Genomic DNA, 17,608 nt, shown 5'->3' with positions numbered 1-17,608 from the left:
TCAGCGCACCTTCAACGTGGCCAGGCCGATCAGCACGAGCACGACGGAGATGATCCAGAAGCGCACGATCACGCGCGGCTCCGGCCAGCCCTTCAGTTCGAAATGGTGGTGGATCGGCGCCATGCGGAACACGCGCTTGCCGGTCAGCTTGAACGAGGCGACCTGGATCATCACCGACAGCGTTTCGATGACGAACACGCCACCCATGATCACCAGCACCAGTTCCTGGCGGGTGATCACTGCGATCGTGCCCAGCACCGCGCCCAGCGCCAGTGCGCCGATGTCGCCCATGAAGACCATGGCCGGATAGGTGTTGAACCAGAGGAAGCCGAGGCCGGCACCGGCGATGGCCGCACAGATGATGACCAGCTCGCCAGCGCCCGGGATCTGCGGGATCTGCAGGTAGTTGGCGAACACCACGTTGCCCGAGGCATAGGCGAACACGCCCAGCGCGCAGGCAACCAGCACGGTCGGCATGATCGCCAGGCCGTCCAGGCCGTCGGTCAGGTTCACCGCGTTGGAGAAGCCGACGATCCAGAAGTAGGCGATGGCCACGAAGCCGATGCCGGCCAGCGGCAGCGCGATCGACTTGAACATCGGAATGTAGAAGGTCAGCGCCGCCGGCACGTCGGCCGTGTAGAACAGGAACAGGCCCGCGGCCAGGCCGAAGATCGACTGAAGCAGGTACTTCCAACGCGACTTCAGGCCGTTCGGGTCACGGCGGACGATCTTGATCCAGTCGTCATACCAGCCGATGGCGCCGAAGCACAGCATCACTGCCAGCACCAGCCACACGTAGCGATTGCGCAGGTCGGCCCACATCAGCACCGACAGGGTGATGGTGAGCAGGATCAGCGAACCGCCCATGGTCGGCGTGCCGGCCTTGGAGAAATGAGTCTGCGGACCGTCCTTGCGGATCGGCTGGCCGCCCTTGAACTGGGCAAGCTTGCGGATCATCGCCGGGCCAAGCCACAGCGACAGGAACAGGGCCGTCAGCGCGGCAAGGATGGCGCGGAACGTCTGGTAGTTGAACAGCCCGAACAGGCTCTCCAACTGCTGCAACCATCGAGCCAGTTCATACAACATGCGGGGATTCCTCTCCTTGCGCCAGCAGCGCTTTGACAATCGTGTCCATGGCGCTGCCACGGGAACCCTTGACCAGGCAGCGCACGCCGGCGTGCAGCTCGTCCTTCAGCGCCTGCGACAGCGCGTCGTGGGTGGCGAAATGGCGGCCGCCTTCGCCGAAGGCGGCGGCGGCAGCGGCGCTGAGCGGGCCCAGTGCATACAGGCGCTTCAGGCCGGCGGCACGTGCGCGGATGCCGGCCTGCGCATGCAGCGCTTCTGCGTCCGGGCCCAGCTCGCGCATGTCGCCCAGCACCAGCCAGCCCTCTTCCGGCGCGGCGGCCAGGGCATCGATGGCTGCCGCCAGCGACCCGGGGTTGGCGTTGTAGCTGTCGTCCACCAGCACCGCGCCATTGCGCAGCTGATGGGCGATCTGGCGACCCGGTACCGGCTGCGCTTCGGCCAGGCCGGCTGCAATCAGGGCCAGATCGACGCCAGCGGCCAGCGCCAGGCTGGCGGCGGCCAGCGCATTGCTGACGTTGTGGCGACCCGGCAGGCCCAGCACCACGCGGGCTTCGCCGGCCGGTGCGACCAGGGTGAACTGGCTGCCCTGCGCACCGGCGCGGATATCGCGCGCGGTCACGTCCGCCGAGTGTTCCAGGCCATAGCGCAGCACGCGGCAACGCGCCGGGGTACTGATGAAATGCTGTTCGAACCAGCGGCCATAGGCATCGTCGGCGTTGATCACCGCCACGCCATCGGCCGGCAGCGCGGCGTAGATCGCGCCCTTGGTCACTGCCACGCCGAGCAGGCTGCCCATGCGCTCCAGGTGTGCCGGGGCAATGTTGTTGACCAGCGCATAGCGCGGGCGGGCGATGTCGGTCAGGTAGGCGATATCGCCCGGCTTGCCGGCGCCCATCTCGTAGACGGCGTAGTCGGCATCTTCCGGCGCATCGATCACCGCCAGCGGCAGGCCGATCTCGTTGTTGCGATTGCCCGGGTTGGCGTAGACCACCTTGTGCGCGTGCTGGGCCACCTGCTGCAGGATCGACAGCAGCAGGCTCTTCACGCTGGTCTTGCCATTGCTGCCGGTGATCGCGAACACCTCGGTGCCACGGTCACGCTGCATGCCGGTGGCGATCTTCGCCAGCGCCAGTTCACTGTCGGCCACCAGTACCTGCGGCAGTTCGATCGGCAGCAGGCGCTCGACCAGCAGCGCACTGGCACCGCGCGCCTGCGCGTCGGCGGCAAAGTCATGGCCGTCGAAACGCTCGCCGCGCAGCGCCACATACAGGCTGCCCGGGCCGAGGTTGCGGGTGTCATTGCTGACCGCATCGATGGCCACGTCGTCGCCGTGGATCTCGCCGCCGGCCCAGTGTGCGATCAGCGAAAGCAGGGTGCGCTTCATGCGGCGCCCTCCCCGGCCTGCGCGCTGAGCACACCGGCCTTGGCCGCCAGTGCAGCCGCGGCCACTTCGGTGTCGTCGAAGTCATGGCGCACGCCATTCACTTCCTGGTACGGCTCGTGGCCCTTGCCGGCGATCAGGATGATGTCGCCGGCACCGGCACGCTTCACCGCCAGGCCGATCGCACGCGCGCGGCTGCGCTGCACGGTCACGGCATCGGCGTTCTGGAAGCCGGCCAGGATGTCGGCCACGATCACGTCGCCATCTTCGCCACGCGGGTTGTCGTCGGTGACGATGACCTGATTGGCCAGGCGCTCGGCAATCGCCGCCATCTGTGGGCGCTTGCCGGTATCGCGCTCGCCACCACAGCCGAACACGCAGAACAGCGCGCCGTGCAGATGGCCATGCAGGCTGTCCAGCGCCTGTTCTAGGGCATCCGGAGTGTGTGCGTAATCAACCACCACAGTCGGCAGGCCGTCTTCGCCACCCAGGCGGTTCATGCGGCCACGGATCGGCTGCAGTGCCGACAGCACTTCGGCGATGCGCGGCAGCGGCTGGCCCTGCGCGTGCAGGGTACCGGCCACGGCCAGCAGGTTGTCCACATTGAAGCGGCCCAGCAGCGGCGACTGCACCGCAGCATGCTGGCCGTCGATGACCAGCTCGAAGGCAATGCCGCGTCCATCCAGCTGCAGCGCCTCGGCGCGCACGCTGGCGTCGGTGGCACCACGCGAACTGAGGCCGATCGCCTGCACGCCGGCCGGCAGGCCAGCGAACAGCTGGCGACCGAAGGCATCGTCAAGATTGATCACCGCCGCTTTCAGGCCCGGGCGATGGAACAGCCGCGCCTTGGCCGCGCCGTAGCTGGCCATGTCGCCGTGGTAATCAAGATGGTCGCGGGTGAGGTTGGTGAACACCGCCACGTCGTAGTGCACGGCGTCCACGCGGCCCTGGTCCAGCGCATGCGAGCTGACTTCCATCGCCACCGCGCGCGCACCGGCGTCGCGCAGCTGCGCCAGCAGCGCATGCATCTGCAACACCAGCGGCGTGGTGAAGCCGGTCGGTTCAACCGAACCATAAAGTCCGGCGCCCAACGTGCCGATACTGCCACTGGGCGTTCCGAGCAGGTGCCAGGCCTGGGCCAGCAGCTGCACGGTGGAGGTCTTGCCGTTGGTGCCGGTCACGCCCACCATCGCCATCGCCCGCGACGGTGCGCCATGGAACTGGTCGGCCATCGCACCCATGCGTGCGCGCAGGCCCGGCACGGCGATCGCATCGCCCGGTGCCGGCAGTTCGGCAGGCGCCGGCGGTTCGAACAGGATGGCGCTGGCACCGGCGGCGCGTGCCTGCTCGACAAAGCCCAGGCCGTGCGCGCCGAAACCGGCGATGGCAACGAAGGCATTGCCGGGGCGCACGGCACGGCTGTCCAGCACCAGGCCGGTCAGAACGGGATCGTGCCCTGCAAGGGCAACGTCCGGAAGCAACTGCGAAAGCAACATCGAAGGACTCATTGCGTGCCTCCCGTAGCGGGCGGCGTCTGGGCTTGCGCGCTCGGCAGCGCAGCATCGAATTCGGCAGCGGCATCGACCGGCAGCGCGGCCTCGGCCGGCGGCGCCGGCAGGATCGACGCCGAATGGCCGACCTTGCCCGACTGCTGTGCGGCCAGCCACGACTGCAGGTCGTCCAGCGGCACGTCCATCAGGCGCAGGGTGCCTTCCATCACGTTGTGGTAGACCGGCGCCGACACCAGGCCGCCGTAGAACTTGCCGGCCTGCGGGTCGTTGATGACGATGACGGTGGCGAAACGCGGGTTGGTGGCCGGCACCACGCCAGCAAACAGCGCGTTGTAATGGCCGCGCTCATAACCGCCCGGGCCGGCCTTGCGCGCGGTGCCGGTCTTGCCGGCCACGCGGTAACCCAGCACCGCCGCCTGCTTGGCGCCGCCCTGGGTGACCACCGTTTCCATCATCGCCACCACCTGCCGGGCGACGTTCTCGTCGATGATCTGCTGGCCTTCGTTGCGCTGGCCCTTGACGAAGGTCGGCGCGATCAGGCGGCCGCCGTTGGCCAGCGCCGAGTACGCAGTGGCGATCTGCAGCGGCGTGACCGACAGGCCGTAGCCATAGGACATCGTGGTCTTGGTGGTGCCCGACCAGCGCGCCGGGCGCATTACCACGCCGGCCGATTCACCCGGAAAACCGCTGTGCGGCGCCGAGCCATAGCCGAAGCGGCGCACGCCGTCATAGAAGGTCTGGTCCGGCATCTTCGCCGCAACCTTGGCTGCACCCACGTTCGAACTGCGGGTGATCACGCCGGTCACGTTCAGCACACCGTTGTTGCGCGGCACGTCGCGGATAGTGAAGCGGCCCAGGGTCATGTAGCCCGGGTTGGTGTCGATGACGGTGTCCTTGGTCACCGCACCGGCCTGCAGCGCGGTGGCGATGGTCAGCGGCTTCATCGTCGAACCCGGCTCGACCAGGTCGGTCACCGCGCGGTTGCGGCGCGTATCGGGGATCGCGCCGGTCAACGAATTCGGGTTATAGGTCGGCAGGTTGACCATGGCCAGGATCTCGCCGGTGGTCACGTCCATGATCACCATCGAACCGCCAGCCGCCTTGTTGGCCACCAGCGCGTTGCGCAGTTCCTTGAAGGCCAGGTACTGGATACGGCGGTCGATGCTGAGGGTCAGGTCCTTGCCCGGCTCGGCGGCGCGCAGCAGATCGCTCTCGACCGTCTCGCCCTTGCGGTTGCGGATCACCCGCTTGGCGCCGGCCTTGCCGCGCAGCCATTCGTCGAACGCCAGTTCCAGGCCTTCCTGGCCGCGGTCGTCGATGTTGGTGAAGCCCAGCACGTGCGCCATCGCTTCGCCCTGCGGGTAGAAGCGGCGGAACTCGCGCTGCGCGGCCACGCCCGGGATCTTCAGCGCGACCACCTTCTCTGCCTCGTCCGGATTGATCCGGCGGCGCAGGTACATGAATTCCTTGTCCGACTTCTGCGACAGGCGGCTGCTCAGCTCATCCACCGACATGCCGACCGACTGGGCCAGCTCCGGGATGCGCTCGGGCGAACGCAGCAGGTCCTGCGGGTTGACCCAGATCGAGGCAACCGGCGTGGACACCGCCAGCGGCTCGCCGTTGCGGTCGGTGATCATGCCGCGCGAGGTCTTGATCGGCAGCTCGCGCAGGTAACGGGCCTCGCCCTGGCGCTGGTAGAAGTCGCTGTTGATGATCTGCACGTAGGCCGCACGCCCCACCAGCGACACCGAGCACAGGCCAAGCGCCAGCGCGACCCAGCGCAGGCGCTGGCGCAGGTTGAAGGCGTTGCGCGGGCGGTTGCGGCCGGTCTTGCTCATGGGCGCACCACGACGATGTCACCGGCCTCGGGGAACTTCATGCCCAGCTTCTCGCGGGCAATACGGTCCACGCGGTTGGCCTCGGCCAGCGTCGCCTGCTCCAGCTGCAGGCGGCCGAATTCAAGGTTGATGTCATCGCGCATGCGCTCGGCGCGCGACAGCTCGATGAACGTCTGCCGATGACGGTGACGCACGAACACGACGCCGATCGCCGAGGCCACGGTGCAGGCCAGCAGGATGATCAGCAGCAGCCGGCTCATGCGTCGGCCTCCCGCTTCTGTGCCACGCGCAGCACGGCGCTGCGGGCACGCGGGTTGGCGGCCAGCTCTTCGTCGGTGGCCTTGATGGCCCCACCGATCAGGTCCAGCGTCGGCACGAACGCAACGGCCTCGGGCAGGCGGCGGTTGGCCGGCGGCGCCTTGGCCAGGCGGTTCATGTACTGCTTGACGATGCGGTCTTCCAGCGAATGGAAGCTGATCACCGCCAGGCGGCCACCGGGCTTGAGTCGTTCGACCGCCGCATCGAGACCGGCTTCCAGATCCGCCAGCTCACGGTTGATGTGGATGCGGATGGCCTGGAAGCTGCGCGTGGCCGGGTGGATCCGGCTCTTATCGGATCCCGACTTGCTGCGCGGCATCACCGAGCTAATCAGCTCGGCCAGTTCGGCGGTACGGGTGAACGGCTGCTTCTCGCGGCGGGCCACGATGGCGCGCGCGATGCGCCGGCTCTGGCGCTCTTCGCCGTAGGTCCACAGCACGTCGGCGATCTCGCGGTCTTCGACGCGGTTGATCCACTGCGCGGCGCTTTCACCGCTATCCGGATCCATGCGCATGTCCAGCGGGCCGTCCTTGCCGAAGCTGAAGCCACGTTCGGCCACATCCAGCTGCGGCGACGACACACCGAGGTCGAACAGTACGCCGTCCAGGCCTTCGGCCGTCGCATCCCACTGCAGCAGCTGGGCAAAGCTGCCACGGAAGATGGACACGCGCGGGTCCGGCGCGAAATCGCGCTCGGCAACGGCAATGGCTTCCGGATCCTTGTCCATGACCAGCAGGCGCCCCTCGGGACCGAGCTGGGTAAGCACGCCACGTGCATGACCGCCACGACCGAACGTGCCATCCAGATAACGTCCGTTTTCGATCACCCTCAGGCCTTCAAGGACCTGGGTGTACAGGACCGGCAGGTGCACCGCCGGCGACTGCGACACCGGAAGGTGACCGGCCTGCGCTTCTGGGCGCATCCGGGCACCCCGGCTCACAACTTCAGGTCGAGCAACCCATCACCCAGATCCTCGTCAGACAACGTCTGCTGGATCAGGGCCCGATGCGCCTGCTCGCTCCACAATTCGAACTTGTCGCCCATACCGAGCAATACCGCCTTCTTCTCAATGCCCACCGCACCGCGGTGGCTGGCGGGGATGCTGATGCGACCGTTGCCGTCCAGCTCCAGATGGGCGGCCGAGCCGACCAGCTTCTGCTGCAACAGGCGCACGACGCGCTGGGTGTTGGGCTTGGACATCACATCGTCGCGGACCCGCTCCCATTCCGACTCTGCGTACAGCCACAGGCAGCCGGCTTCGAACGGGTTGTAGGTCAGCACGAGACGGTTGTTGCTGGCGCGCGCGACGAGGTCGCGGTAAGCGGTGGGAACCGCCATGCGCCCTTTGTCGTCAACTGTGATGGCCGTCTCGCCCTGGAACACGACGCCTGCACCTTGTCCTTCGCCCGGTGAAACATTGAACCACGAAAACCCACAAAACACCCGGATTTCCCTCTGATGCCCACCTTAGCAGCGGGCCGAGGGTTGTCAACAACTTTTCAGCAGGGAAATCGCCAGCCGCATCAATGGCTTGCAACAACCTTTAGAGAATTGTTCAAGGCTTATCCACAAGTTGCTGATCCGTCTCATTTTTTGAGATTGAACGGAAGTTCAGGGGCGTGGACGGGGCGTGAAACATCGGCTGCGCATTCATCCAGAACGGGCCGGAAACGGCGCCGGACTGCGCAAACCGTGCACAATGAGGCCATGTGCCTGCTCGCTCTTGGCTGGATGCACCACCCGCGTTGGCGACTGGTGATGACCGGCAACCGTGATGAGTTCCACGCCCGCCCGACGGCGGCGCTAGCCCCCTGGCAGGATGAGACGTCCGTCATCGGGGGGCGCGACCTGCGCTCCGGCGGCGGCTGGGCCGGCGTTGGCGCCTCGGGCCGGATGGCAGTGGTCACCAACGTCCGCGATCCGCTGGCGGCCCAGACCGGCCCGTCACGCGGCGCGCTGGTGGCCGACTTCCTGCGCGGCCGCGACCCGGCCGCTGTGCATATCGACCGGTTGGCGACCGTGGCTGGCGCCTACGCCCCGTTCAACCTGTTGCTGGCCGATAGCGACAGCCTGGAGTACCTGGGCAACCATCCCGCCGAACGGCAGACCCTCGGCCCGGGCGTGCACGGCATGTCCAACGGCGCGCTGGACGCGCCCTGGCCGAAGACCCGGCGGCTGATGGCTGCCCTTGAAGCCTGGCTGCAGGAAGACGGGGTCAGATCCCTTTCGCAAGGGGAAAGGGATCTGACCCCACTCTGGAACGCCCTCGCCGACGAACACCGCCCTGCCGACAGCGACCTGCCCGACACCGGCATCGGCCTGGAACGCGAGCGCTGGCTGAGCCCGGCCTTCATCCGCGGCGACGACTACGGCACCCGCGCCAGCACCGTGCTGCTGATCGACGCCGACGGCCACGGCGAGATCCACGAACGTCGCTTCGGCCCACAGGGTGCCCCCAGCGGACAGAGCCGCGTCATTTTCTGACCGGGTCGTGCCGGCCGCTGGGCGGATTTTCTTGCCAGCGGGGTAGTGCCGGCCGCTGGCCGGCAACCTCTGGATCTTCGGATGTGCCATGAAGTTGCCGGCCAGCGGCCGGCACTACCGGGCATCGCGTTGTCGCGATCCACGCGACGGCAGTCGTCATCGCAGCGGGCCTGAAACGTCATTCAGCTTCCAACTGCGACCACGATCCGTCCGCGCCACAGGGGTTTCGGCATCGCAGCCACCCGACTGTGTCCTTTTCGCAATCGGCACTGTGTCTATAAATGTCGCCCCTGACCTCCCAGGGTGGTGGCGCCCGGCACCCCGCCGCGCGATCGACCGCAACCCCAAGGAGGCCCCATGCGCCGCATCCTCATCCTGCTCGCCACCCACCTGCTCACCCTCGGCCTTGGCTTCGGCCTGGGCGTCTACCTCCTACCCATTCTGATCGCCCCCGATGACCCGCCGGTCGCGCAGGTGCAGGCCGCAATGAACGACGCCACCTACCGCACCACCTTCCGCCGCGACCTCAAAGGCAGCGACGCGGTGCACTGGGCCGAAGGCAAGGTCAGCGTCAGCGCCACCCAGGTTGCCTTCGACGGCAAGATGGGACCGGGCCCGGATTACAAGGTCTACCTGGTCCGCGACTTCGTCGACAACAAGGCCGACTTCCTGAAGGTCAAGGCGCAGGCCCAGCGCATCGGCGAGGTGAAGAGCTTCAACCGCTTCCTGGTGGACGTGCCGGCGAACGTGGACGTGGACGACTACACCACGGTGGTGGTGTGGTGCGAGCGCTTCTCGCAGTTCATTTCCGCTGGGCAGTACCGCACGCCGGGTTGATCAGGGCATGGGGTCGGATCCCTTTCCTCCGGAAAGGGATCCGACCCCGCAATCACGGTAGATCCACGCCATGCGTGGAAGAAGAAAGAGGCGGAGCCGGCCGATAAGCCGGGTTCTGTCGTGGACAGTCATTCCTCTAGGCGTTACGTCACCGCAACGCTCAAGCAACCTACCCGGATCCAACGCGGGCCGCGCCAAAGGATCCCTATTTGGTCTTGCTCCAGGTGGGGTTTGCCGTGCCGGTCTGTTGCCAGACTCGCGGTGCGCTCTTACCGCACCATTTCACCCTTACCGGCCTTCCGAAGAAGACGTAGGCGGTATCTTTCTGTTGCACTTTCCGTCGGCTTGCGCCGCCCAGGCGTTACCTGGCACCTTGCCCTATGGAGCCCGGACTTTCCTCGGCACCCCCGAAGGGATGACGCGACTGTCTGGCCGGCTCCGCCAGCGCATATTCTAGCGTACGCACGCCCTTCCTGCCGTGCTGATCGCGGCATCCGGTTCATCCGTCCATGCAGACGTGGATCTACCGGTTCCGCTACTCCGGTGGGTGCGGATTCCGCTTTGGTGGGTGCGAACCTTGGTCCGCACGATCGATCAACTGCCGTACAACGCCTTGCGCGGTGCGCCGGTCAACTCGGCGGCCAGCTTGGCGGCGGTCGACGGCGGCAGGTGCTCACTCAGTTTGGCGTACACGCGGCGGCCATGGGCCAGCTGCGCTTCTTCATCATCACCCGCGCCCTGCACCATCACCACGAACTCGCCCTTGCGCTGGTTGTCGTCGGCTTCCACCTTGGCCAACAAGCCGGCCAGGTCGCCATCGAGCACGGTCTCGAACAGCTTGGTCAGCTCGCGGGCGAGCACCGCCGGGCGTTCGCCACCGAAGATCGCCGCCATGTCGGCCAGCGATTCGGCAATGCGGTGCGAGGATTCGTAGAACACCATCGTGCGCACTTCGCCGGCCAGCGTCTGCAGCCGGTCGCGGCGGCCGCTGGCCTTGGCCGGCAGGAAACCCTCGAAACTGAAACGGTCGCTGGGCAGGCCGGCCACGCTCAGCGCGGCGATGGCGGCACAGGCACCGGGAATCGGGCTGACCTTGATACCCGCCGCGCGCGCGGCACGCACCAGCCGGAAACCGGGATCACTGACCAGCGGGGTGCCGGCATCACTGACCAGTGCCAGCGACTCGCCGGCCTGCAGGCGCGAAACCAGGCGCTGCGCGAGGGCGTCTTCATTGTGTTCGTGCAGGGCCACCAGCGGTTGCTGGATGCCGAAATGGGACAGCAGCTGGCCGCTGCGGCGGGTGTCCTCGGCACAGATGGCCGCCACCGAACGCAGCACCTCCTGCGCGCGCGGGCTCAGATCGGCCAGGTTGCCGATCGGGGTGGCGACGACGTACAGGGTTGGGACACTCATTTCAGCGGTACTCACGGGGCAAGGGTAGAATCGTAGCGTGTACCCGGCCAAGGCCGCTGCCCTCATCGCATGGACCCGATCATGAACAAGCCCGCCGCACGGATCTCCGCCCTGTCGTTGTCGCTGATGCTGCTGGCCGGTTGTGCCACCACCAGCCTGACCAGCACGCCCGATTCGCCGGCCCAGAGCCAGGCGCTGGCGCTGATCGAACAGGGCAAGCCGCGCGACGCCGCGCTGCAGCTGGAAGGCCTGGCCGCCACCCTGCGCGGCGGCGCCCGCAGCAACGCGCTGGCCGATGCGGCCTGGGCCTGGCACCTGGCCGGTGACAGCGCCCGCGCGCGCAGCCTGCTCGGCCAGCTCACCGCACGCCAGCTGTCTGGCGCCAGCCTGCAGCGCTACCAGTTGACCAATGCCGAGCTGGCCCTGGCCGACAAGCAGCCGGCGCAGGCACTGGCCCTGCTGAAGGACCACGGCGACAACGTGCTGCCGGCGTTGCGTACGCGCTGGTACCTGGCCCGCGCCAGTGCCCTGCAGGGCACCGGCGATGCCTTCGGCGCCGCCACCGAGCGCGCCCGCGCCCATGCCAGCCTGACCGGCAGTGCCCGCAGCGAGAACCAGGCCGCCATTGCCGGCCTGCTCGGCACCCTCGACGACGCCACCCTGCGCAGCCGTGCCGCCGCCCTGCCGGCCAACGACCCGCTGTACAACTTCGCCGGCCGTGCACTGATCGCACGCGGCCTGCCGCTGCCGCGCCCGTTCGACCGCGATGGTGCCGCCCAGTTCGACACCAGCAAGCGCCCGCCGGCGATGAGCGACGGTTACCGCCCGCCGGCCAAGCTGGCCGTGCTGCTGCCGCTCAGTGGCCGCCTGGCCACCGCCGCGCAGCCGGTGCGCGATGGTCTGTTGAGCGCCTACTACGGTGAAAGCCGCCGCCGCCCGGACATCAACTTCTTCGACACCGCCGGCACTCCGGCCGGTGCCCTCGCTGCCTATGACAAGGCCGTCGCCTCCGGTGCCGACTTCGTGGTCGGCCCGCTGGGCCGCGACGAAGTGGACGCGGTGTACGGCCGCCAGCAGCTGCAGGTGCCGGTGCTGGCCCTGAACCGCGGCAAGGACGCACCGCCGGCCGGCAGCGCTGGCTTCTCGCTGGCACCAGAAGATGACGGCATCGTCGCCGCCGAGTACCTGCGTGGCCGCGAGCGCAACCGCGCGCTGGTTATCAACAGCAATGACGACACCGGCCGCCGTTCCGCCGCCGCCTTCGCCCAGCGCTTCGCGCAGCGCGGTGGCCAGGTGGTGGCGACCGTCGGCGTCAGCGATGCGGTGGGCGACATCGGCGCCCAGGTGCGCAATGCCGGCCAGGTCGATGCCGTGTTCCTCGCCGTGCGTGCGCCGCAGGCCCGCCTTCTGGCGCCGCAGCTGGCGCTGGCCGGTGCCGGTGGCGCGACCCGCGTCGGCACCTCGCAGCTGACTGTCGGCAGCGGCAAGGTGGAAGAAGACGTGGCGCTGGACGGCATCGTCTACCCGAATGAAGCCTGGAACGTACGCAGCGTGTCCGGCCTGCCGTCGGCCAGCCAGGTGGCCAGCACCCTGCCGAGCGCACGCGGTGCGGCCGGCCGCTTGTTCGCCTTCGGTGCCGACGCCTGGAAGATCACCGCCTATCTGGACAAGCTGTCCAACGAAGGCGGCCTGGATGGTGCGACCGGCACCCTGTTCCTGGACAGCAACGGCAACATCCTGCGCCAGCCGGCATGGTCGACCTTCAATGGCGGCCGGCCGATGCCGATCGTCGGTGGTCGCTGAGCGGAGCCAACGTGGCTCGGCGGTGGAAGCCGCCGCCGAGCAGCATCTGCAACAGGCCGGACTGCGGCCGCGTGCGCGCAACGTGCGTTATCGCGGCGGTGAACTGGACCTGGTGATGGACGATGCCGGCACCGTGGTGTTCGTGGAGGTGCGCTATCGCGCGCGATCCGATTTCGGTGGCGGCGCCGCTTCGGTCGATGCGCGCAAATGCCGGCGCCTGGCCCATGCCGCGCAGCTGTACCTGCAGGACCACCCGGCGCTGGCCAATGCGCCCTGCCGCTTCGACGTGGTCGAAGCCAGTGGCGAACCACCGCAGCTGCACTGGCTGCGGGATGCATTCCGGCTGGATGACTGCTGATGGTTTCCGTCCGCTCTGGTAGAGGCCGACCTTGGTCGGCGCTTCTGTGCCAACCAAGGTTGGCACCTACCAGAGCGCAGCCTGGCCGGCACTACCATGGTCCATGACTGATGCCTTCGATCATCACCCATGCCGCTGTGCCGCTGGCGCTGTGGTGCGCCGCTGATCGCGGCCGCATCCCGCCGCGCCTGCTGGTTGCCGGCGTGATTGCAGCGATGCTGCCGGATGCCGATGTGCTGGCCTTCGCGCTGCACATTCCCTACGCCGATGCGTTCGGCCATCGCGGTGCCAGTCATTCACTGCTGTTTGCCGGCGTGCTGGCGGCATTGGCCGCGGTGTTGGCGTTCTTTGGTAGCGGCCGACCGTGGTCGGCACGCCGCAGTTCCGGTAGTCGCCGACCTTGGTCGGCGGTTTCGTGCCAACCAAGGTTGGCACCTACCGGAGAGGCAATGGCACGCTCCGGTAGTCGCCGACCTTGGTCGGCGGTTCTGTGCCAACCAAGGTTGGCACCTACCAAGGCGCGGCCAACGATGGCATCGACCCTACAAGCCGCAGTGTTCGTCTTCGTCTGCGCCGCCAGCCATCCGCTGCTGGATGCGATGACCTCCGGTGGCCTCGGCGTTGCGCTGGCCTGGCCGTGGAGCGAACACCGCTTCTTCGCACCGTGGCGACCCATCCGCGTTTCACCGTTCGCGCCGCAGTTCTTCAGCGCGCGCGGCCTGGCCACCCTGCTCTCTGAACTGCGCTGGGTGTGGCTGCCGCTGGCTACCGCCGTCGTCGCCTGGAAACTGATCCAACCCGCTCCTGCTGCCCCACGAGATCCGTCATGAGTCCTGCCCTGCCCGCCCCCCTGGTTGCCGAACTGTCCGCTCTGCTGGGCGCGGAGGGCTGGCGCATGGATGACAGCGCGCTGGAGGCCAACGCGCAGGACAACTCATGGCGTCACCAGCGTCCCGCGGCTGTGGCGCTGCCAGCCGACATCGAACAGGTGCAGGCGCTGGTGCGGGCCTGTCGCGCGCATCGCGTGGCGCTGGTCGCGCGCGGTGCCGGCACAGGCACCACCGGCGCGGCGGTGCCGCTGCCGGGCAGCATCGTACTGTCGTTCACCCGCATGGACCGCATCGTCGAGATCCGCGCCGGTGATCGTTGCGCGGTGGTGCAGCCGGGCGTGCTCAACGGTACCCTGCAGCAGGCACTGGCGCCGCATGGCCTGTTCTGGGCACCGGACCCTTCCAGCGCCGAGATCTGCAGCATCGGTGGCAACCTCGCCTGCAACGCCGGCGGCCCGCGCGCGGTGAAGTACGGCACCAGCCGCGACAACGTACTGGGTCTGGTGGCGGTGACCGGCACCGGCGACGTCATCCGCTGCGGCGGCGCCTACACCAAGGACGCCACCGGCTACGACCTCACCCATCTGCTGGTAGGCAGCGAAGGCACGCTGGCATTGATCGTGGAAGCCACGCTGAAACTGACCCCGCTGCCGGTCAGCCAGGCCGGCCTGCGTGTGCTGTACCGCGATGCCGATGCCGCTGCGGCCGCCGTATCGCGGTTGATGTCGCAGCCAGTAGTGCCGACCCGCCTGGAATTCATGGACGCCCGCAGCCTGGAGCTGCTGCGGCTGAATGGTGCCGACGTGCCGGAGGCCGGTGCGATGCTGCTGGTCGAAGCCGATGGTGACCACGACACCCTCCCCTACCTGCTGCAGGCACTGGCCAGCGCCGCCGAAGGCGACGGCATGATCGAGCTGGACGTAGCGATGGAAGGCCGCGCGCGTGACCAGCTATGGGCCGCACGCAAGGCGCTGTCGCCGGCACTGCGCAGCGTTGCCCCGGGCAAGATCAATGAGGATGTGGTGGTACCGGTGTCGCGCATTCCGGAACTGGTGGCCGGCGTGCAGGCACTGGCGCGCGACTATACGCTGACCATCGTCACCTTCGGCCATGCCGGCAACGGCAACCTGCACGTCAACATCCTCTATCACCCGGACGATGCCGACGAGAACGCACGCGCGCATGCCGCGCTGCCGAAGATCTTCGAACTGACGCTGGCGCTGGGCGGCACGTTGTCGGGCGAACACGGCATCGGCCTGGCCAAGCGCGATTTCATGGCCCAGGCCTTCAGCGCGGAAACGCTGGCGGCGATGCGCGCGATCAAGGCCGCGCTGGACCCGGACGGCATCCTCAACCCGGGCAAGGTGCTGCCGCCGGTGTGAACGCCGCCGGGCATGCCCGGCGCTACCGGGGCGCGCTGCCTACGCTGTCGATGAGGGTCTGGCGGAAGCTGGGCAACAGCACGCGATTACCGTGTCCGCTCAGATGGTCATTGTCGAAGTACAGGGGTTCACCATCTTCCACCGCCGAACAGGTGTCTGGCCCGCACAGCAACGGCAGCGGATCCCACACGGTCAGTGACGGGTAACGCGCCGCCAGGTCCGCCAGCAGTGCCATCTGCGGCACGCGCAGCATTTCCAGATCCGCACGCGGCATGCTCAGACCGCCGGCACAAGCCGGATTGCGACGATTGAACCAGTCCGAACAGCGGTACGCACCCGCCTTGAACAGCGGCAGCGGTGCGTCGATCACCACGTGTACGCCCAGCGTCTGCAAACGCCCGAGCACGCGTTCAGCCTCATCGCGCGCGGCCTGCGCGTTGGTCGGGGTACGCTCGGCAAGCAATTGACGATAGATCTGCTGCGCATCCTGCTGTTGCCAGTCGAATCCGCGCAGCTCCGGCATGCGCAATGCCGCCAGCAGCACGATGTCACCGGGACGTGCCTCGCGCCCGATGGTCGACAGCGCGTCTTCGATGAAGTCCTGGCAGTCGGCCGGGCTGGCCCGCAGCAGGTTGACGAAGCTGCAGCCACCGCGATCCTGCTGGCGCACCTCCATGCCGGTCTGCCGCGCGACCATGCTGGTCATGGTGCGATACGCCGCTGCATGCGAGTCGCCCACCACGAACAGGCGCCGCCCGTCGAGCGCTGGCGCACTCACCGGCTCCAGCGGTCGCCAGGCCGGGTAGCGGCGCGCCTGCCATGCATAACCGTCGCGGGTAACGCTCAGCGAGACCTGCTCGTGGTACTCCACCGTGGCCCAAGCCCCCACACCGCACAGCGCCACCACCGGCAGCGCCATCGCCAGCACCTTGCCCGGTGCCAGGCGCAGCAGCGGCGCCGCACTGCGCAGCGGGCGCTCGATGAAGTGATACGACGCAGCGGATACCGCCAGCAGCAGCACCGGATACAGCCACAGCGCCGGGCCCTGCAGCCCGTACGTCCAGCGCAGCAGCACCAGCAACGGCCAATGCCACAGGTACAGCGAATACGAAAGGCGCCCCAGATAGGCCAGTGGCGCCCACCCCAGCGCGCGGCCGATGCGGGACGTGCCGCGTGCGGTCACGCTGGTCAACAGCAGCAGGGTACCGGCCACGGTCGCCAGCACGCCCGGCACCGGCATCGCCATCTGCGGTGCGATCACCACACCTGCGGCCAGCAGCGCCAGGCCGGCCGCCGCAACCATGTCACCGTTCTGGCCCGGCGTACGCGTACGCATCCACTGGTACAGCAGCGCGCCCGCGGCCAGCTCCCAGAATCGCGCCGGCAGCAGATAGAACGCTGCCGCCGGTGCCGCTTGCGCCTGCCAGCCCGCCCACGCCAGCGACAACACGGTGAGCACCGGCAACAGCCAACGCGACCACGGCCAACGCTCACGCCCGCGCAGCCACACGAAGAACAACAGCGGGAAAATCAGATAGAACTGTTCCTCTACGCCCAGCGTCCACGTATGCAGGAACGGATTGAGTTCAGCACCGGGTGAGAAATAGTCGTCCTGCTGGCCGGCCAGCACGATGTTGCTGAAGCCGACCAGCGCGGCCCAACCGGTCTGGTCGAACTGCTCATTGCGCCACGCGCGGGGGATGAACAGTGCCGACAGCACGAAGGTCGCCATCAGCATCACCAGCAACGCCGGCAACAGGCGCAACACGCGGCGACGGTAGAAGTCGAGCAGCATGGCACCCAGCGATGCATGGGTGCGCGAGGCCAGCGACTGGCTGATCACGAAGCCGGACACCACGAAGAACAGGTCCACACCGGTGAAGCCGCCGGGCAGCCATGTCGCGTTGGTGTGGAAGACGACGACGGCCAGCACCGCCAGTGCGCGCAGGCCATCGATGGCGGCGTTGTGGGAACGTTCGGGAGGGGACATGCAGGCAACGGGAGGAAAACGATCCGACAGCATCACCACCGCTGCCGCAGTCATTCAATGGATGATCGCGACAGACGTGGACATTGTTCAGCTCCGGTGCCAGCTCGGCTCTAAAGGAATGTCGCAATTGCCACACTGAAGCGCGCGCCGCACATCTGCAACGTTCTCGAATTTTCAAATCTTTCTCATTGGCATACGTGGCACTGCATGCAAATCATGTAGCGCCACCGACAACGGGTGGCACGGGCTTCCAATCCCGTTTGGTTAATGTCGTTTACGCTTGCCTGCCGGCGTCGCCCTTTCCTTGTTGGGTGGCGTCGGCAGGCATTCTGTCCGCGCACCTATGGCGGGCGGTGCGTGGGGGCCTCGTGCCCGCC

Annotated in this window: 15 protein-coding genes and 1 other RNA gene; 6 read left to right on the top strand and 10 right to left on the bottom strand. The window is 67.7% G+C overall.

Features of this window, described 5'->3' with window-relative positions; translation table 11 throughout:
• From mraY to EGM71_RS03150, 7 genes are read right to left on the bottom strand one after another with little or no spacing between them, the layout of a single operon-like run.
• Complete coding sequence (mraY, locus tag EGM71_RS03180; protein ID WP_010481929.1) at positions 1–1,086, bottom strand: phospho-N-acetylmuramoyl-pentapeptide-transferase; 1,086 nt, start codon at positions 1,084–1,086, stop codon at positions 1–3.
• The gene (locus EGM71_RS03175; RefSeq protein ID WP_188487769.1) at positions 1,076–2,470 is read right to left on the bottom strand and encodes a UDP-N-acetylmuramoyl-tripeptide--D-alanyl-D-alanine ligase; all 1,395 of its coding nucleotides are present in this window, start codon (positions 2,468–2,470) and stop codon (positions 1,076–1,078) included. The genes mraY and EGM71_RS03175 overlap by 11 nt, the downstream gene beginning before the upstream one ends.
• Complete coding sequence (locus EGM71_RS03170; protein WP_188487768.1) at positions 2,467–3,975, bottom strand: UDP-N-acetylmuramoyl-L-alanyl-D-glutamate--2,6-diaminopimelate ligase; 1,509 nt, start codon at positions 3,973–3,975, stop codon at positions 2,467–2,469. Before EGM71_RS03170 ends, EGM71_RS03175 begins: the two co-directional genes overlap by 4 nt.
• The gene (locus EGM71_RS03165) at positions 3,972–5,816 is read right to left on the bottom strand and encodes a peptidoglycan D,D-transpeptidase FtsI family protein (RefSeq protein WP_188487767.1); all 1,845 of its coding nucleotides are present in this window, start codon (positions 5,814–5,816) and stop codon (positions 3,972–3,974) included. The genes EGM71_RS03170 and EGM71_RS03165 overlap by 4 nt, the downstream gene beginning before the upstream one ends.
• Entirely contained in the window at positions 5,813–6,076 is a 264-nt protein-coding gene (gene ftsL, locus EGM71_RS03160) for a cell division protein FtsL (RefSeq protein ID WP_188487766.1), read from the bottom strand. The genes EGM71_RS03165 and ftsL overlap by 4 nt, the downstream gene beginning before the upstream one ends.
• Positions 6,073–7,056 carry a 16S rRNA (cytosine(1402)-N(4))-methyltransferase RsmH gene (gene rsmH, locus EGM71_RS03155; RefSeq protein ID WP_188487765.1) on the bottom strand — a complete coding sequence of 328 codons (984 nt, stop codon included), beginning with the start codon at positions 7,054–7,056 and terminating at the stop codon, positions 6,073–6,075. Before rsmH ends, ftsL begins: the two co-directional genes overlap by 4 nt.
• A 14-nt stretch (positions 7,057–7,070) precedes the next feature.
• Positions 7,071–7,472, bottom strand: coding sequence for a division/cell wall cluster transcriptional repressor MraZ (locus EGM71_RS03150; RefSeq protein ID WP_008266948.1), 402 nt, complete (start codon positions 7,470–7,472; stop codon positions 7,071–7,073).
• Between the two features lie 369 nt (positions 7,473–7,841).
• Between EGM71_RS03150 and EGM71_RS03145 the strand changes: the two genes are divergently transcribed.
• On the top strand, positions 7,842–8,618 hold the full coding sequence (locus EGM71_RS03145; protein WP_188487764.1) for an NRDE family protein: 777 nt from the start codon (positions 7,842–7,844) through the stop codon (positions 8,616–8,618).
• Between the two features lie 357 nt (positions 8,619–8,975).
• Positions 8,976–9,455 (top strand): DM13 domain-containing protein, encoded by a 480-nt coding sequence (locus EGM71_RS03140; protein ID WP_188487763.1) that lies wholly within the window; start codon positions 8,976–8,978, stop codon positions 9,453–9,455.
• Between the two features lie 88 nt (positions 9,456–9,543).
• On the opposite strand, the gene rnpB is transcribed toward EGM71_RS03140, so the two are convergent.
• Together rnpB and rsmI are read right to left on the bottom strand one after the other, a co-directional pair.
• Positions 9,544–9,895: RNase P RNA component class A (rnpB, locus tag EGM71_RS03135), an RNA gene on the bottom strand.
• Between the two features lie 154 nt (positions 9,896–10,049).
• Positions 10,050–10,868, bottom strand: coding sequence for a 16S rRNA (cytidine(1402)-2'-O)-methyltransferase (gene rsmI, locus EGM71_RS03130; protein WP_188487762.1), 819 nt, complete (start codon positions 10,866–10,868; stop codon positions 10,050–10,052).
• An 81-nt stretch (positions 10,869–10,949) separates the two neighbouring features.
• Here rsmI and EGM71_RS03125 point away from each other — a divergent pair, with 81 nt between their 5' ends.
• From EGM71_RS03125 to EGM71_RS03110, 4 genes are all read left to right on the top strand, one after another.
• Positions 10,950–12,671 (top strand): penicillin-binding protein activator, encoded by a 1,722-nt coding sequence (locus EGM71_RS03125; RefSeq protein WP_188487761.1) that lies wholly within the window; start codon positions 10,950–10,952, stop codon positions 12,669–12,671.
• A complete protein-coding gene (locus EGM71_RS03120) occupies positions 12,661–13,029 on the top strand; it encodes a YraN family protein (RefSeq protein ID WP_188487759.1) in 369 nt (122 codons plus the stop codon). The genes EGM71_RS03125 and EGM71_RS03120 overlap by 11 nt, the downstream gene beginning before the upstream one ends.
• Before the next feature lie 110 nt (positions 13,030–13,139).
• A complete protein-coding gene (locus EGM71_RS03115; RefSeq protein WP_188487757.1) occupies positions 13,140–13,859 on the top strand; it encodes a metal-dependent hydrolase in 720 nt (239 codons plus the stop codon).
• Positions 13,856–15,241 (top strand): FAD-binding oxidoreductase, encoded by a 1,386-nt coding sequence (locus EGM71_RS03110; RefSeq protein ID WP_188487755.1) that lies wholly within the window; start codon positions 13,856–13,858, stop codon positions 15,239–15,241. Before EGM71_RS03115 ends, EGM71_RS03110 begins: the two co-directional genes overlap by 4 nt.
• A 22-nt stretch (positions 15,242–15,263) precedes the next feature.
• On the opposite strand, the gene EGM71_RS03105 is transcribed toward EGM71_RS03110, so the two are convergent.
• On the bottom strand, positions 15,264–17,285 hold the full coding sequence (locus EGM71_RS03105) for an acyltransferase family protein (protein ID WP_188487753.1): 2,022 nt from the start codon (positions 17,283–17,285) through the stop codon (positions 15,264–15,266).
• Between the last annotated feature and the right edge of the window lie 323 nt (positions 17,286–17,608).

The sequence above is a fragment of the Stenotrophomonas maltophilia genome (assembly GCF_006970445.1).
GTDB lineage: Bacteria > Pseudomonadota > Gammaproteobacteria > Xanthomonadales > Xanthomonadaceae > Stenotrophomonas > Stenotrophomonas maltophilia_AU.
The sequence above is the reverse complement of the archived record's forward strand: the minus strand, read 5'-3'. Positions and strand labels throughout refer to the sequence as shown.

Excerpts from the sequence above, each read along its gene's own strand:
- mraY (WP_010481929.1), bottom strand. The coding sequence starts at position 1,086 with ATGTTGTATGAACTGGCTCGATGGTTGCAGCAGTTGGAGAGCCTGTTC.
- EGM71_RS03175 (WP_188487769.1), bottom strand. The coding sequence starts at position 2,470 with ATGAAGCGCACCCTGCTTTCGCTGATCGCACACTGGGCCGGCGGCGAG.
- EGM71_RS03170 (WP_188487768.1), bottom strand. The coding sequence starts at position 3,975 with ATGAGTCCTTCGATGTTGCTTTCGCAGTTGCTTCCGGACGTTGCCCTT.
- EGM71_RS03165 (WP_188487767.1), bottom strand. The coding sequence starts at position 5,816 with ATGAGCAAGACCGGCCGCAACCGCCCGCGCAACGCCTTCAACCTGCGC.
- ftsL (WP_188487766.1), bottom strand. The coding sequence starts at position 6,076 with ATGAGCCGGCTGCTGCTGATCATCCTGCTGGCCTGCACCGTGGCCTCG.
- rsmH (WP_188487765.1), bottom strand. The coding sequence starts at position 7,056 with ATGCGCCCAGAAGCGCAGGCCGGTCACCTTCCGGTGTCGCAGTCGCCG.
- EGM71_RS03150 (WP_008266948.1), bottom strand. The coding sequence starts at position 7,472 with ATGGCGGTTCCCACCGCTTACCGCGACCTCGTCGCGCGCGCCAGCAAC.
- EGM71_RS03145 (WP_188487764.1), top strand. The coding sequence starts at position 7,842 with ATGTGCCTGCTCGCTCTTGGCTGGATGCACCACCCGCGTTGGCGACTG.
- EGM71_RS03140 (WP_188487763.1), top strand. The coding sequence starts at position 8,976 with ATGCGCCGCATCCTCATCCTGCTCGCCACCCACCTGCTCACCCTCGGC.
- rsmI (WP_188487762.1), bottom strand. The coding sequence starts at position 10,868 with ATGAGTGTCCCAACCCTGTACGTCGTCGCCACCCCGATCGGCAACCTG.
- EGM71_RS03125 (WP_188487761.1), top strand. The coding sequence starts at position 10,950 with ATGAACAAGCCCGCCGCACGGATCTCCGCCCTGTCGTTGTCGCTGATG.
- EGM71_RS03115 (WP_188487757.1), top strand. The coding sequence starts at position 13,140 with ATGCCTTCGATCATCACCCATGCCGCTGTGCCGCTGGCGCTGTGGTGC.
- EGM71_RS03110 (WP_188487755.1), top strand. The coding sequence starts at position 13,856 with ATGAGTCCTGCCCTGCCCGCCCCCCTGGTTGCCGAACTGTCCGCTCTG.
- EGM71_RS03105 (WP_188487753.1), bottom strand. The coding sequence starts at position 17,285 with ATGACTGCGGCAGCGGTGGTGATGCTGTCGGATCGTTTTCCTCCCGTT.